The organism is Cedecea sp. NFIX57, assembly GCF_900177785.1.
Taxonomy (GTDB): Bacteria; Pseudomonadota; Gammaproteobacteria; order Enterobacterales; family Enterobacteriaceae; genus Cedecea; species Cedecea neteri_C.
Genome location: NZ_FXAS01000025.1, coordinates 17,832 through 32,366, shown reverse-complemented (window position 1 = coordinate 32,366; position 14,535 = coordinate 17,832). Strand labels below are relative to the sequence as shown.

General features: G+C 55.4%; 14 protein-coding genes. 11 read left to right on the top strand and 3 right to left on the bottom strand.

The genetic code is table 11. From position 1 onward, the window contains the following. Nucleotides 1–35 precede the first annotated feature (35 nt). Nucleotides 36–2,585: a class I adenylate cyclase gene (gene cyaA, locus B9Y90_RS19075; RefSeq protein ID WP_085542194.1), complete on the top strand. Its 2,550-nt coding sequence runs from the start codon at nt 36–38 to the stop codon at nt 2,583–2,585. Here the strand turns inward: cyaA and cyaY are convergent, their stop codons facing one another. Next, nucleotides 2,586–2,906 carry an iron donor protein CyaY gene (gene cyaY / locus B9Y90_RS19070; protein WP_008455522.1) on the bottom strand — a complete coding sequence of 107 codons (321 nt, stop codon included), beginning with the start codon at nt 2,904–2,906 and terminating at the stop codon, nt 2,586–2,588. A 284-nt stretch (nt 2,907–3,190) separates the two neighbouring features. Between cyaY and lptM the strand changes: the two genes are divergently transcribed. The 8 genes from lptM (at nt 3,191) to corA (ending at nt 10,133) form a co-directional block, all read left to right on the top strand. Further along, nucleotides 3,191–3,397 carry an LPS translocon maturation chaperone LptM gene (gene lptM, locus B9Y90_RS19065; protein ID WP_039289224.1) on the top strand — a complete coding sequence of 69 codons (207 nt, stop codon included), beginning with the start codon at nt 3,191–3,193 and terminating at the stop codon, nt 3,395–3,397. 38 nt (nt 3,398–3,435) lie between these two features. Next, nucleotides 3,436–4,260 carry a diaminopimelate epimerase gene (dapF, locus tag B9Y90_RS19060; protein WP_008455518.1) on the top strand — a complete coding sequence of 275 codons (825 nt, stop codon included), beginning with the start codon at nt 3,436–3,438 and terminating at the stop codon, nt 4,258–4,260. Next, nucleotides 4,257–4,961 carry a DUF484 domain-containing protein gene (locus B9Y90_RS19055; RefSeq protein WP_008455517.1) on the top strand — a complete coding sequence of 235 codons (705 nt, stop codon included), beginning with the start codon at nt 4,257–4,259 and terminating at the stop codon, nt 4,959–4,961. The genes dapF and B9Y90_RS19055 overlap by 4 nt, the downstream gene beginning before the upstream one ends. After that, nucleotides 4,958–5,863, top strand: coding sequence for a tyrosine recombinase XerC (gene xerC, locus B9Y90_RS19050; protein ID WP_085542193.1), 906 nt, complete (start codon nt 4,958–4,960; stop codon nt 5,861–5,863). Before B9Y90_RS19055 ends, xerC begins: the two co-directional genes overlap by 4 nt. Then, nucleotides 5,863–6,579 carry a 5-amino-6-(5-phospho-D-ribitylamino)uracil phosphatase YigB gene (gene yigB, locus B9Y90_RS19045; RefSeq protein ID WP_085542192.1) on the top strand — a complete coding sequence of 239 codons (717 nt, stop codon included), beginning with the start codon at nt 5,863–5,865 and terminating at the stop codon, nt 6,577–6,579. The genes xerC and yigB overlap by 1 nt, the downstream gene beginning before the upstream one ends. 69 nt (nt 6,580–6,648) lie before the next feature. Then, nucleotides 6,649–8,811, top strand: a complete 2,163-nt coding sequence (gene uvrD / locus B9Y90_RS19040; protein WP_039289227.1) for a DNA helicase II — start codon at nt 6,649–6,651, stop codon at nt 8,809–8,811. A gap of 149 nt (nt 8,812–8,960) precedes the next feature. Continuing rightward, the gene (ysgD, locus tag B9Y90_RS27565; protein ID WP_353591484.1) at nt 8,961–9,017 is read left to right on the top strand and encodes a YsgD/CorL family protein; all 57 of its coding nucleotides are present in this window, start codon (nt 8,961–8,963) and stop codon (nt 9,015–9,017) included. 165 nt (nt 9,018–9,182) lie between these two features. Next, complete coding sequence (corA, locus tag B9Y90_RS19035) at nt 9,183–10,133, top strand: magnesium/cobalt transporter CorA (RefSeq protein WP_039289228.1); 951 nt, start codon at nt 9,183–9,185, stop codon at nt 10,131–10,133. A 33-nt stretch (nt 10,134–10,166) separates the two neighbouring features. Here corA and rarD read toward each other — a convergent pair whose 3' ends face one another. Together rarD and yigI are read right to left on the bottom strand one after the other, a co-directional pair. Beyond that, nucleotides 10,167–11,069, bottom strand: coding sequence for an EamA family transporter RarD (gene rarD, locus B9Y90_RS19030; RefSeq protein ID WP_085542191.1), 903 nt, complete (start codon nt 11,067–11,069; stop codon nt 10,167–10,169). A gap of 52 nt (nt 11,070–11,121) precedes the next feature. Then, on the bottom strand, nt 11,122–11,592 hold the full coding sequence (yigI, locus tag B9Y90_RS19025) for an acyl-CoA thioesterase YigI (protein ID WP_008455502.1): 471 nt from the start codon (nt 11,590–11,592) through the stop codon (nt 11,122–11,124). Nucleotides 11,593–11,760: 168 nt separating this feature from the next. Here yigI and pldA point away from each other — a divergent pair, with 168 nt between their 5' ends. Together pldA and recQ are read left to right on the top strand one after the other, a co-directional pair. Beyond that, nucleotides 11,761–12,627 carry a phospholipase A gene (pldA, locus tag B9Y90_RS19020; RefSeq protein WP_039289230.1) on the top strand — a complete coding sequence of 289 codons (867 nt, stop codon included), beginning with the start codon at nt 11,761–11,763 and terminating at the stop codon, nt 12,625–12,627. Nucleotides 12,628–12,690: 63 nt separating this feature from the next. Continuing rightward, nucleotides 12,691–14,520 carry an ATP-dependent DNA helicase RecQ gene (gene recQ / locus B9Y90_RS19015; protein WP_085542190.1) on the top strand — a complete coding sequence of 610 codons (1,830 nt, stop codon included), beginning with the start codon at nt 12,691–12,693 and terminating at the stop codon, nt 14,518–14,520. Nucleotides 14,521–14,535: the final 15 nt, after the last annotated feature.

Here is a 14,535-nt window from a genome sequence, read left to right as displayed (position 1 = left end):
TTTTTCGTAATACTGAAACCATCAGGCGATACGTCTTGTACCTCTATATTGAGACACTTAAACAGAGACTGGATGCCATCAACCAACTGCGCGTAGATCGTGCGCTTGCTGCTATGGAGCCTGCCTTCCAACAGGTCTACAGTCTACTGCCAACGTTATTACATTATCATCACCCGCTGATGCCGGGTTACCTTGACGGTAACGTTCCACGCGGCATTTGCCTCTACACGCCTGATGAAACCCAACGCCACTACCTGGACGAACTCGAACTGCAGCGCGGCATGCCGCCTCAGGAGACGCCAGCGGGCGAACTGCCGATCACCGGCCTCTATTCTATGGGCAGCACCTCCTCCGTGGGGCAGAGCTGCTCATCTGACCTTGATATCTGGGTTTGCCACCAGGCCTGGCTCGATAACGACGAGCGCCAACTGTTGCAGCGAAAATGCAGCCTGCTGGAAAGCTGGGCGGCCTCCCTTGGCGTTGAGGTTAGTTTCTTCCTGATTGATGAAAACCGCTTCCGCCACAACGAAAGCGGCAGCCTGGGCGGCGAAGACTGCGGTTCTACTCAGCACATCTTGCTGTTGGACGAATTTTACCGCACAGCGGTACGTCTGGCCGGGAAACGCATTCTGTGGAACATGGTGCCGGGCGATGAAGAAGAGCATTACGACGATTACGTGATGACCCTTTACGCGCAGGGCGTGCTAACACCAAACGAATGGCTCGATCTTGGCGGTCTCAGCTCGCTGTCTGCTGAAGAGTACTTTGGTGCCAGCCTGTGGCAGCTATATAAAAGCATCGACTCGCCGTATAAGGCCGTACTGAAAACACTGCTGCTGGAGGCGTATTCCTGGGAATACCCAAACACGCGCCTGCTGGCAAAAGACATTAAACAGCGCCTGCACGACGGTGAAATTGTCTCCTTTGGCCTCGATCCGTACTGCATGATGTTGGAACGCGTCACCGAGTACCTGACGCAAATCGAAGATCATGCCCGTCTGGATCTGGTGCGTCGCTGTTTCTACCTGAAAGTTTGTGAAAAACTCTCGCGGGAGCGCGCCTGTGTTGGCTGGCGTCGTGAAGTCTTAAGCCAGTTGGTGAAGAGCTGGGGCTGGGACGAAGAACGCCTGGCGATGTTGGACAACCGTGCAAACTGGAAAATCGACCAGGTACGCGAGGCGCATAACGAACTGCTCGACGCAATGATGCAAAGCTACCGCAACCTGATCCGCTTTGCGCGCCGCAACAACCTGAGTGTGTCTGCCAGTCCGCAGGACATCGGCGTGTTAACGCGTAAGTTATACGCTGCGTTTGAAGCGTTGCCGGGCAAAGTCACGCTCGTTAATCCGCAAATTTCCCCGGATCTGTCTGAACCGAACCTGACCTTTATCCATGTGCCGCTTGGCCGTGCGAACCGCTCTGGTTGGTATCTCTACAACCGCGCGCCGAACATGGACTCCATCGTCAGCCATCAACCGCTGGAATATAACCGTTATCTTAATAAGCTGGTGGCGTGGGTCTACTTTAACGGCCTGCTGACCTCGCGTACCCGCCTGTTTATTAAGGGCAACGGTATTTGTGATTTACCTAAGTTGCAGGAGATGGTGGCGGATGTCTCCCATCACTTCCCGCTGCGCCTCCCGGCACCGACGCCGAAAGCGTTGTATAGCCCGTGCGAGATTCGCCATCTGGCGATTATCGTTAACCTTGAATATGACCCGACGGCCGCCTTCCGCAATCAGGTTGTGCACTTCGACTTCCGCAAGCTGGATGTGTTTAGCTTCGGCGAGCAGCAGCAATGCCTGATTGGCAGCGTTGACCTGCTGTATCGCAACTCGTGGAACGAAGTGCGTACTCTGCACTTTAACGGCGAGCAGGCGATGATCGAGGCATTAAAAACGATTCTCGGGAAAATGCACCAGGATGCCGCGCCGCCGGATAGCGTTGAAGTCTTCTGCTACAGTCAGCATCTGCGTGGCCTGATCCGTACTCGTGTGCAGCAGCTTGTGTCTGAATGCATCGAATTCCGCCTTTCCAGTACGCGCCAGGAACCGGGCCGCTTTAAAGCGCTGCGCGTTTCCGGGCAGACATGGGGCCTGTTCTTCGAACGTCTGAATGTCTCGGTACAAAAACTGGAAAACGCCGTTGAGTTTTATGGCGCGATCTCGCACAACAAGCTGCATGGCCTGTCGGTGCAGGTTGGCACTAACCAGGTTCAGTTGCCGGCGGTGGTGGATGGTTTTGCCAGTGAAGGGATTATTCAGTTCTTCTTTGAAGAAGCCAGTGAAGACCAGGGCTTCAACATCTATATCCTGGATGAAAGCAACCGGGCGGAAGTTTATCATCATTGCGAAGGTAGCAAGGAAGAGCTGGTGCGCGACGTGAGCCGCTTCTACTCCTCGTCCCACGATCGCTTTACCTACGGCTCAAGCTTTATCAACTTCAACCTGCCGCAGTTCTATCAGATTGTGAAAACAGATGGCCGGGTGCAGGTCATTCCGTTCCGCACCCAGTCAATTACAACAGCCGCGCCGGTTAATCAGGACGACAACTCAGCGCCGCTGCTGCAGCAGTACCAGCCGTAGTCAGCGGAAGCTAACCGCTTCACCCGCCTGCTGCGTGCTGGCTTCTTCCAGCAATTGCCAAAACTCAGCGCCGCTACGGTCGCAAATCCATTCGTCACCCTTCAGGTTGAAATGGTAGCCGCCGCTTTTGGTCGCCAGCCACACCTGATGCAAAGGCTCCTGGCGGTTGATAATGATCTTGCTGCCGTTTTCAAAGCTGATGGTCAGCACGCCGCCGTTGATCTCACAATCAATATCGCTATCGCCGTCCCAGTCATCCAGACGCTCTTCAATCGTGCGCCACAGGTTATCGGCTAAAAGGTGAAATTCGCTGTCGTTCATGTCTGTTTCCTGTTGGGATTTCAGGGCAGTATAAGAGCATCGTCGGTAATTAGAAACTGCGGCTCAGGCATCATTCGTGGCCGTAATACTCATCCGTTTCATCTGTGCCACCTTTTGAAAGACAACCTGCGTCAGCGATGAGAAGGGGCCCGGTATCAGAAATTATTTTCTTGCCCGGTTTGCTGTCAGGTGATTTTCAGCGGTCTGGGCGACGAAGAGTATTGCTTTTCAGGGTTCACCTGCGATGATAGACGGCAGAATAGTGAATCACAGGCTACCCGATAATGAAGAAGATTTTCTGCCCTCTAGCTTTGGCACTGACGCTTGTTAGCCTCACCGGCTGCGGCCTGAAGGGGCCTCTGTATTTCCCTCCTGCTGATAAAAAAGCGACGCCGACAACACATAGCGCAACCACGGAACAATCTATCCAGACGGCACCGGTCCGTAACAGTCGCGGCATTGATGATGCGCCGACTCAGGTTGTTTACTAGCTAAATCGTGCTTTGTAACCGCGCTAATGGAGCAGAAGATGCAGTTCTCTAAAATGCATGGCCTTGGTAATGACTTTATGGTCGTCGACGCGGTGACGCAGAATGTTTATTTCTCTCCGGAGCTGATCCGTCGGCTTGCGGATCGTCATCTTGGCGTCGGCTTTGATCAGTTACTGATCGTTGAGCCTCCCTACGATCCCGATCTCGACTTTCATTACCGGATCTTTAACGCCGACGGCAGTGAAGTTTCCCAATGTGGCAACGGCGCGCGCTGTTTTGCCCGATTTGTGCGCCTGAAAGGGCTGACCAATAAGCGTGAGATTCGCGTCAGTACCGCCAATGGCAGAATGGTACTGAGCGTGACGGAAGATGAGATGGTGCGCGTCAATATGGGCGAGCCTAACTTCGATCCTTCCCAGGTGCCGTTCCGGGCAAACAAAGCAGAAAAGACCTATATTATGCGTGCCGCCGAACAAACCATTATGTGCGGCGTCGTTTCAATGGGTAACCCGCATTGCGTTATTCAGGTCGATGACATTGAAACCGCCGCGGTTGAAAGCCTGGGCCCGGTGATGGAAAGCCATGAACGCTTCCCTGAGCGAGCCAACATCGGCTTCATGCAGGTGGTGAGTCGCGAACACATACGCCTGCGTGTTTACGAACGCGGTGCAGGTGAAACCCAGGCCTGCGGCAGCGGCGCCTGTGGCGCAGTGGCGGTTGGTATTCAGCAAGGATTACTGGCGGAGCAGGTGCGCGTTGAGCTGCCTGGCGGCCGTCTTGATATCGCCTGGAAAGGGCCTGGGTCACCGCTTTACATGACCGGCCCGGCGGCCCACGTCTATGATGGATTTATACATCTATGAAGAATGCCGAGGAACAGCAAGAAGCCCTTCTTGAGCTTAACGATGTCGCGGTTGCCGAATACTTACAGCGCAACCCCGATTTCTTTATTCGCAATGCCCACCAGGTGGAGAGCATGCAGGTTCCTCACCCGGTGCGCGGCAGCGTTTCGCTGGTGGAGTGGCATATGGCGCGCAGCCGTAACCACATCAATCACCTCGAAGAGAACATGACGCTGCTGATGGAGCAGGCAAGCGCTAACGAAGGTCTGTTCTATCGGCTACTGAAGCTTCAGGGGCGACTGGCTTCGGCGTCCAGCCTGCAGGAGATGCTGAACCGGCTGCATCGCTGGGCGCGGGACATGGGGCTCGCCGGAGCGAATATCCGGCTTTTTGCTGACCGCTGGCGTATCGGCGCTCCGTCAGACTTTACGCATCTCGCGCTGAACCGACAGGCTTTTGAGCCGCTGCGTATTCAGCGTCTTGGCGAAAGCCAGCACTATCTCGGCCCGCTTAATGGCCCGGAACTTTTGTTGGTCTTGCCGCAGGCAAAAGCCATTGGTTCCGTTGCCCTGTCGCTGATGGGCAATGAAGGCGATCTTGGCGTTCTGCTGTTCAGCAGCCGCGACCCGCAACATTATCAACAGGGGCAGGGCACTCAGCTGCTGCACGAGCTGGCGCTGATGCTGCCAGACTTGCTGGAGCGTTGGATTGAACGGGCATGACCACTTCCGTATTAACGCCTCACGTTGATGGTTTTCTGCGATACCTCAAGGTTGAGCGTCAGCTCAGCCCGCTCACTCTCCTGAACTACCAGCGCCAGCTCACGGCGATTGTTCACATTGCCGAAGAGATGAAGCTCACCGGCTGGCAACAATGCGATGCCGCCGCCGTGCGTTCACTGGCCGTGCGCAGCCGCCGGGCAGGCCTGCAGGCCTCCAGCCTGGCGTTAAGACTTTCGGCACTACGCAGCTTTTTTGACTGGATGGTTAGCCAGGGTGAGCTAAAAGCGAATCCCGCCAAAGGGATTACTACGCCAAAAGCTGGTCGGCACTTGCCTAAAAATATTGAAGTCGATGATGTGAATCATCTGCTGGATATCGATTTGAACGATCCGCTGGCGGTACGCGATCGGGCGATGCTGGAAGTCATGTACGGCGCTGGCCTGCGTCTTTCTGAACTGGTGAATATGAACTGTGGTCACATCGATCTTTCGACCGGAGAGGTCTGGGTGATGGGGAAAGGCAGCAAAGAGCGCCGGGTACCCGTTGGTCGGAGCGCGGTGACCTGGGTTGAACACTGGCTGGATTTACGCGAACTTTTTGGCCCGGACGACGATGCGTTATTTCTGGCGAAGACGGGAAAGCGAATATCCGCCCGCAATGTGCAAAAGCGGTTTGGTGAATGGGGTATCAAGCAGGGGCTAAGCAGCCATGTGCATCCCCATAAACTGCGTCACTCGTTTGCCACCCACATGCTGGAATCCAGCGGCGATTTGCGCGCCGTTCAGGAACTACTTGGGCACGCCAACCTGTCCACTACGCAAATCTATACCCATCTCGACTTTCAACACTTAGCCTCGGTGTATGATGCCGCGCATCCACGCGCCAAACGGGGGAAATCGTAATGCATTTTTACCGCCCGCTCGGGCAAATTGCTGCTCTGACGTTCGATCTCGATGATACGCTTTATGACAACCACCCGGTGATCCTGCGTACCACTCAGGAGTCGCTGGCCTTTGTGCAGAATTATCACCCGAAGCTCAGCGAGTTTACCGCCCTGGATTTCCATCGCAGCCGTGAAACGCTGCGCGCGAAAGAACCGGACATTTATCATGATGTCACTGAATGGCGCCGCCGCGCCGTCGAGCAGATGATGCTGGATGCCGGACTTAGCGCGGAAGAGGCCTTTACCGGTGCCAGTGCCGCCATGGAAAACTTTGCAAAATGGCGCAGCCGCATCGACATTCCGCAGGAAACGCACGACACACTGGCAAAGCTTGCTAAAAAATGGCCGCTGGTGGCGATCACCAACGGTAACGCAGAGCCGCACTTGTTCGGGCTGGATAACTACTTCGAATTCATTCTGCGGGCCGGGCCGGACGGGCGAGCTAAACCTTTCAGCGATATGTATCATACTGCTGCGCAGCGTTTAGATGTGCCGCTGGAGCAAATCCTGCATGTCGGCGATGATCTGACCACCGACGTGGCCGGTGCCGTGCGCTGCGGAATGCAGGCCTGCTGGATTAACCTGCGCGAAGGCGACCTGATGCGGATAGATGACAGCCGTTTATTACCGCATCTGGAGATTTCGCGGTTGGCATCCCTTCTCGCGCTGATATAATCAACAGTAACTCTGTACAAATCACCAGTAGTTGGCTGAGCCAACTCTTTCTCTTTTTCGGCGGTGCCAATGGACGTTTCTTACCTGCTCGACAGCCTCAACGACAAACAGCGCGAAGCGGTTGCCGCCACGCGCAGCAATATGCTGGTGCTGGCCGGGGCGGGCAGTGGTAAGACGCGTGTGCTTGTGCACCGCATTGCGTGGTTGATGACGGTCGAAAACTGTTCGCCGTACTCCATCATGGCGGTAACTTTTACCAACAAAGCGGCGGCGGAAATGCGCCACCGTATCGGCCAACTGATGGGCACCAGCCAGGGCGGCATGTGGGTGGGTACCTTCCACGGCCTGGCACACCGTCTGCTGCGCGCACACCACATGGACGCTAATCTGCCGCAGGACTTTCAAATCCTCGACAGTGAAGATCAGCTTCGTCTGCTGAAACGTCTGATTAAAGCGATGAACCTGGACGAGAAGCAGTGGCCGCCGCGCCAGGCGATGTGGTACATCAACGGCAAAAAGGACGAAGGCCTGCGTCCGCATCACGTTGAAAGCTACGGTAACCCGGTAGAGCAAACCTGGCAGAAGGTATACCAGGCCTATCAGGAAGCCTGCGACCGTGCCGGGCTGGTGGATTTTGCTGAGCTATTGCTGCGAGCCCACGAGCTGTGGTTAAACAAGCCGCATATCCTGAACCATTACCGCGAGCGCTTCACCAACATCCTGGTGGACGAATTCCAGGACACCAACAGCATTCAGTATGCCTGGATCCGCCTGCTGGCTGGCGATACCGGTAAAGTGATGATCGTGGGCGATGATGACCAGTCGATCTACGGCTGGCGCGGGGCGCAGGTTGAAAACATCCAGCGCTTCCTGAATGACTTCCCGGGGGCACAAACGATTCGTCTGGAGCAAAACTACCGCTCGACGAACAATATTCTGAATGCGGCCAACGCCCTGATCGCCAATAACTCTGGCCGCCTCGGCAAAGAGCTGTGGACCGACGGCAGCGACGGCGAACCTATCTCGATTTACTGCGCTTTCAACGAACTGGATGAAGCCCGCTTCGTGGTTAACCGTATTAAAACCTGGCAGGAAAACGGCGGGGCGCTGGAGCAATGCGCTATTCTGTACCGCAGCAACGCCCAGTCGCGCGTGCTGGAAGAGGCGCTGCTGCAGGGCAGTATGCCGTACCGCATTTACGGCGGGATGCGCTTCTTCGAACGTCAGGAGATCAAAGACGCACTTTCCTATCTGCGCCTGATTGCCAACCGCAACGACGATGCGGCCTTTGAACGCGTGGTCAATACGCCAACCCGCGGCATTGGTGACCGCACGCTCGACGTCGTGCGCCAGACCGCGCGCGACCAGCAGCTAACGCTGTGGCAATCTTGCCGCCTGCTGTTGCAGGAAAAAGCGCTGGCCGGTCGTGCGGCGTCTGCCCTGCAGCGCTTTATGGAGCTGATTGACGCGCTTGCCCATGAAACGGCAGATATGCCGCTGCACGTCCAGACCGATCGGGTGATTAAAGATTCCGGCCTGTTCATTATGTATGAGCAGGAAAAAGGCGAGAAAGGCCAGACCCGAATTGAGAACTTAGAGGAGCTGGTGACAGCCACGCGCCAGTTCAGCTACAACGACGAAGACGAAGATCTGATGCCGCTGCAGGCGTTTCTCTCCCACGCCGCGCTGGAAGCGGGAGAAGGTCAGGCGGATACCTGGCAGGATGCGGTGCAACTCATGACGCTGCACTCGGCCAAAGGTCTGGAGTTCCCGCAGGTGTTTATCGTAGGGATGGAAGAAGGCATGTTCCCGAGCCAGATGTCCCTCGACGAGGGCGGCCGTCTGGAAGAAGAGCGCCGTCTGGCCTACGTGGGCGTAACCCGCGCAATGCAAAAGCTGACGCTGACCTATGCGGAAACTCGCCGCCTGTACGGCAAAGAAGCCTACCATCGTCCGTCTCGCTTTATTGGCGAGCTGCCCGAAAACTGCGTGGAAGAGGTTCGCCTGCGCGCAAGTATCAGCCGGCCGGTCAGCCATCAGCGTATGGGCACACCGATTGCGCAGAACGATTCTGGCTTCAGCCTGGGGCAGCGCGTACGCCATCCTAAGTTCGGTGAAGGCACCATCGTGAACCTGGAAGGTAGCGGGGAGCATAGCCGCCTGCAGGTGGCATTCCAGGGGCAGGGAATCAAGTGGTTGGTTGCCGCTTATGCGCGCCTGGAAACCGTGTAACCTACAGAAATTAATTACAATTTTTTGTTCGTGGGCTACCCTTAATATGTCACTGGCATGAACTTGTTCAGCCGTGTCCCGTTGCGTGTTGACGCCATATTAGTGGTGGCGTAACATGCGCGCACGAATACGCTAAGAGGACACTCGCCTTGGACACACCCAGTAGATGCTGGCTCAATAACCTGTCATCCAGGTACAACTTCTAAGGCTATCCTCTGATGCTGATAGCCTTCGTGGTTGTCAGCGACCTCGTGTATTTTCATTCCGTCGCCCCTTGAGTCAGACTGTTTAATGGTCTGAAACCTCTATTGTTTCTGTCTGTGTGCCAACCGAATTGTCCCTGATCTTTTTTTGCATTGGGAGTCCCGGTCATGCTGAGCGCATTTCAACTGGAAAATAATCGCCTTGCCCGCATTGAGCTGGACGAGACGGATACCCTTGCCAATTCGGTATGGGTCGATCTCGTCGAGCCGGAAGAGAGCGAGCGAGAGCGAGTGCAAACGGAACTTGGCCAAAGCCTGGCAACCCGACCAGAGCTGGAAGACATCGAAGCGTCCGCGCGTTTTTTTGAGGACGAAGACGGCCTTCACATCCACTCCTTTTTCTTCTTTGAAGATGCCGATGACCACGCCGGTAACAGCACGGTCGCTTTTACCATTCGTGAAGGCCGCTTGTACACGCTGCGTGAACGTGAGCTACCTGCGTTTCGCCTTTACCGCATGCGCGCCCGCAATCAGTCCATGGCGGACGGCAACGCGTGGGAGCTGCTGCTGGATCTGTTTGAAACCAAAATCGAACAGCTGGCGGATGAAATCGAAAACATTTATAGCGACCTGGAACAGCTTAGCCGCGTGATCATGGAAGGGCATCAAGGCGATGAATACGATGCCGCGCTTTCGACGCTGGCGGAGCTGGAGGATATCGGCTGGAAGGTTCGCCTGTGCCTGATGGATACCCAGCGCGCGCTGAACTTCCTGGTGCGTAAGGCACGTTTGCCGGGCAGCCAGCTGGAACAGGCTCGCGAAATCCTGCGAGACATCGAATCCCTGCTGCCGCATAACGAATCCCTGTTCCAGAAGGTTAACTTCCTGATGCAGGCGGCGATGGGTTTCATCAACATCGAGCAGAACCGCATCATCAAGATCTTCTCGGTGGTTTCGGTTGTCTTCCTGCCGCCAACGCTGGTGGCATCCAGCTACGGGATGAACTTCGAGTTTATGCCTGAGCTGAAGTGGAGCTTTGGCTACCCCGGCGCGATTATCTTTATGATGCTCGCTGGCTTAGCGCCTTATCTCTACTTTAAGCGTAAGAACTGGTTGTAAGAAAAAAGGAGCCAAAAGGCTCCTTTTTCACTTCTATTTCAGCGACGTTGCTTTCGTGCGCCGCTGAGTATAAATCGCATCGGCAATAAACAGCGCCAGCGCCGCCCAGATAAAGCCAAAAGTAATCAGCTTATCTTCAGTCACTACCTCGCCGTAGAACGTCACCGCCAGCAGGAACATCAGCGTCGGCCCCAGATACTGGAAGAAGCCCAGCGTTGAAAGGCGCAAGCGGGTTGCGGCCGCAGTAAAGCAAAGCAGCGGCACCGTGGTGATCACCCCGGCGGCAATAAGCATCAGGTTCAGCGTCCACGGGTTCATTCCCATATGGCTGGTGGCGCTGTCGGCGATACCAAACAGATAAATACCCGCGATCGGCAGCAGCCACAGCGTTTCAAACAGCATCCCGGTTTGTGCATCTACGGCAATCTTTTTGCGGATCAGGCCATAGAAAGCGAAGCTGAAGGCCAGACCCAGGCCGATTATCGGCAGCGAACCGAAAGTCCAAAGCTGAACCAGCACGCCACAGAAGGCCAGCAATACCGCGACCCACTGCATCCGCCGGAAGCGTTCACCCAAAAACAGCATCCCCAGCAACACGTTCACCAGCGGGTTAATGAAGTAACCCAGGCTGGCTTCCAGCATGTGCTGGTTATTCACCGCCCAGATATAAAGCAGCCAGTTACCGCCAATCAGCATCGCGCTTAACGCCAGCGCGAGGATCTTTTTACGGTTCTGGCAGGAACGTTTCACCTGCGGCCACTGGCGGCAGACGGTGATCAGCGCCAGCATAAAGAAGAACGACCAGATAACGCGGTGGGTCAGGATTTCTGTCGCCGGTACATAGTGAATCAGTTTGAAATATACCGGCGCGATGCCCCAGATAAAGTAGGCCGTCAGGGCAAGCAAAATCCCCTGACGTGTCTGTTTCGGATCCATGAAAAAAACTCAGCAAAAAAATAGTGAGCAAATAATAACAGGGTTTACATCCTTACCCTACCATGTAGGTAGCCGTTGCACTGGCGATGTGCAGTTGATCCTGGTTATGCAGTTCTACGCGCGCCACGGCAACTTTATTACCGGCACGCAGGAGGCTACTGCTGGCCGTGAAACGTTCTCCGCGTCCTGGACGCAGATAATCCACGCGCAAATCGATGGTACCCATTTTGGAAAGGCGCTGGCGAAGCTCGTCCTCGGTAATGGTGTCATGGCGAGTCAGCGTACTGCCTACGCAGACCAGGCCTGCCGCCACGTCCAGCGCGGAGGCAATAACGCCGCCGTGCAAAATACTTTGCGCCCAGTTGCCGACCATCATCGGTTGATTATTAAAGCTCAGCTGGGCGAACGCTTTTTCGTAGCGCTCCAGTTCCAGGCCAAGCGCGCGGTTGAACGGCATGTGATACACGAAGATTTCGCCCACCAGCTTCAGGGCGGCTTCTGTGGTCAGTACGGGGGAAGACATCGTTCATTCCTCGAACAAATAACGAATAAGTTAACAAAGTGTGTAGTTTATGCTTCTCAATTGTTGCTTTCCACTTTCGGAACCGCAGAGGCGTGCTTTGGGGCATCCTGCTGTAAAATGTTTGGCGATAAATATTTAGACACTTTTTTGTTATGGAGAACGGGACTAATGCTGAAACCTTTGGGGTGGGGAGTTGCGGCGATGCTGCCTTTGACCGCCTTCGCACAAGAAACCACTATCGATAAGATCCACGACAAACCTGCGGTGCGCGGCAGCATCATTGCCAATCTGCTGCAGGAACACGACAACCCTTTCACGCTGTATCCGTACGACACGAATTACCTGTTGTACACCTGGACCAGCGACATGAACAAAGAGGCGATCAGCTCTTATGACTGGGCCAGCAACGCGCGTAAAGATGAGGTGAAGTTCCAGCTCAGCCTGGCCTTCCCGCTGTGGCGCGGTATTTTGGGGGATAACTCCGTGCTGGCCGCCTCCTATACCCAGAAATCCTGGTGGCAACTTTCAAACCGCAATGAATCCTCCCCGTTTCGTGAAACCAACTATGAGCCTCAGCTATTCCTCGGCTTTGCAACGGATGCAACGTTTGCGGGCTGGACGTTGCGAGATGTCGAGTTTGGCTATAACCACGATTCAAACGGTCGTTCTGACCCAACCTCGCGCGGCTGGAACCGCCTGTATACCCGCCTGATGGCACAAAACGGCGACTGGCAGGTGGAAGTGAAACCCTGGTATGTGGTGGGGAGCGTTGAGGACAACCCGGATATCACCAAATACATGGGCTACTACCAGCTTAAGGTTGGCTATGCGCTGGGTGAGGCTATTTTCAGCGTGAAGGGGCAATACAACTGGAACAGCGGCTACGGTGGAGCAGAATTTGGCGTGAGTTACCCGATCTCGAAAAACGTTCGCTTCTATACCCAGGTCTATAGCGGCTACGGTGAATCGCTCATCGATTATAACTTTAACCAGACACGGGTTGGCGTAGGCGTTATGCTAAACGATCTTTTCTAAAGCATTGCAGTTTCTCTTCCAGGCGCTGAAAATGGCGCCTGAATTTTAGGTAGTGGGGATAGCGTGGCACAGGCGGAAGTAATCAATCAGGCGTCGCTGGCGAGACAGGTTCTGCAGGATACCTTCGGGTATCAACAGTTCCGTCCGGGTCAGGAAACCATCATCGACACGGTGCTGGAGGGGCGTGACTGCCTGGTAGTGATGCCGACCGGTGGCGGTAAATCCCTGTGCTATCAAATCCCTGCGTTGGTGTTTGGCGGCCTGACCGTGGTGGTCTCCCCGCTGATTTCCCTGATGAAAGACCAGGTCGATCAGCTGCTGGCGAACGGCGTGGCGGCGGCCTGCCTTAACTCGACCCAAACCCGCGAACAGCAGCTGGAAGTGATGACCGGCTGCCGTACCGGGCAAATTCGCCTGCTGTATATCGCCCCTGAACGCCTGATGATGGACAATTTTATTGACCATCTCAGCAACTGGCAGCTTTCGATGGTGGCGGTCGATGAAGCCCACTGCATTTCACAGTGGGGACACGATTTCCGCCCGGAATATGCCGCCCTTGGTCAGCTTCGCGAGCGGCTACCTGCGGTGCCGTTTGTGGCGCTGACGGCCACGGCGGACGACACCACCAGGCTCGATATCGTGCGCCTGCTGGGGCTTCACGATCCGTTTATCCAAATCAGCAGCTTCGACCGGCCGAATATTCGCTACATGTTGATGGAAAAGTTTAAGCCGCTCGATCAGCTTACCCGCTATATTCAGGAGCAGCGCGGTAAGTCCGGGATTATTTATTGCAACAGCCGGGCAAAAGTGGAAGACATCGCCGCCCGACTGCAAAGCAAAGGCATCAGCGCCGGCGCTTATCACGCGGGCCTGGAGCATCAGGTACGCGGTGACGTACAGGAAAAATTCCAACGCGACGATCTGCAAATTGTGGTCGCGACCGTCGCGTTTGGCATGGGTATCAACAAGCCGAACGTGCGTTTTGTTGCCCACTTCGATATCCCCCGCAATATTGAATCTTACTATCAGGAAACGGGCCGTGCCGGGCGTGATGGCCTGCCTGCGGAAGCGATGTTGTTTTACGATCCGGCGGATATGGCCTGGCTGCGTAAATGCCTTGAAGAAAAAGCGCCGGGACAGCTGCAGGACATCGAGCGCCACAAGCTCAACGCTATGGGCGCGTTTGCCGAAGCGCAGACCTGCCGCCGCCTCGTGCTGCTTAACTACTTCGGCGAAGGTCGTCAGCAGTCTTGCGGCAACTGCGACATCTGCCTCGATCCGCCTCGTCGCTATGACGGGCTGATGGACGCGCAAAAAGCGCTGTCCTGCATTTACCGTGTCGGCCAGCGCTTTGGGATGGGCTATGTGGTTGAAGTGCTGCGTGGGTCTAACAATCATCGTATCCGCGACCTTGGCCACGATAAGCTGAAGGTTTACGGTGAAGGTCGCGAACATACGACGGAGCACTGGGTCAGCGTGATCCGCCAGCTCATTCATCTCGGCGTGGTGACGCAAAACATTGCCGCACACTCAGCGCTGCAGCTCACGGAAGCGGCTCGCCCTTATTTACGTGGTGAAGAGCCGCTGATGCTGGCGGTACCGCGCGTCGTCGCCATTAAGCCGCGTGCCAGCCAGAAAGTCTTTGGTGGCAATTACGATCGCAAACTGTTCGCCAAACTCAGAAAGCTGCGTAAATCTATCGCGGATGAAGAAAACATCCCGCCTTATGTGGTATTCAATGATGCCACGCTGATTGAAATGGCAGAGCAGATGCCGCTGTCGCCGGGCGAGATGCTGGGCATCAACGGGGTGGGGACGCGCAAACTCGAGCGCTTTGGCCGCCCGTTTATGACGCTGATTCGCGACCACGTTGACGGCGTGGATGAAGAGTAGCCTGCCGCGAGGAAA

What these genes read in the sequence shown, in the direction of transcription:
- cyaY (WP_008455522.1), bottom strand. Translation starts at nt 2,906, where the DNA reads ATGAACGACAGCGAATTTCACCTTTTAGCCGATAACCTGTGGCGCACG.
- lptM (WP_039289224.1), top strand. Translation starts at nt 3,191, where the DNA reads ATGAAGAAGATTTTCTGCCCTCTAGCTTTGGCACTGACGCTTGTTAGC.
- dapF (WP_008455518.1), top strand. Translation starts at nt 3,436, where the DNA reads ATGCAGTTCTCTAAAATGCATGGCCTTGGTAATGACTTTATGGTCGTC.
- B9Y90_RS19055 (WP_008455517.1), top strand. Translation starts at nt 4,257, where the DNA reads ATGAAGAATGCCGAGGAACAGCAAGAAGCCCTTCTTGAGCTTAACGAT.
- xerC (WP_085542193.1), top strand. Translation starts at nt 4,958, where the DNA reads ATGACCACTTCCGTATTAACGCCTCACGTTGATGGTTTTCTGCGATAC.
- yigB (WP_085542192.1), top strand. Translation starts at nt 5,863, where the DNA reads ATGCATTTTTACCGCCCGCTCGGGCAAATTGCTGCTCTGACGTTCGAT.
- uvrD (WP_039289227.1), top strand. Translation starts at nt 6,649, where the DNA reads ATGGACGTTTCTTACCTGCTCGACAGCCTCAACGACAAACAGCGCGAA.
- corA (WP_039289228.1), top strand. Translation starts at nt 9,183, where the DNA reads ATGCTGAGCGCATTTCAACTGGAAAATAATCGCCTTGCCCGCATTGAG.
- rarD (WP_085542191.1), bottom strand. Translation starts at nt 11,069, where the DNA reads ATGGATCCGAAACAGACACGTCAGGGGATTTTGCTTGCCCTGACGGCC.
- yigI (WP_008455502.1), bottom strand. Translation starts at nt 11,592, where the DNA reads ATGTCTTCCCCCGTACTGACCACAGAAGCCGCCCTGAAGCTGGTGGGC.
- pldA (WP_039289230.1), top strand. Translation starts at nt 11,761, where the DNA reads ATGCTGAAACCTTTGGGGTGGGGAGTTGCGGCGATGCTGCCTTTGACC.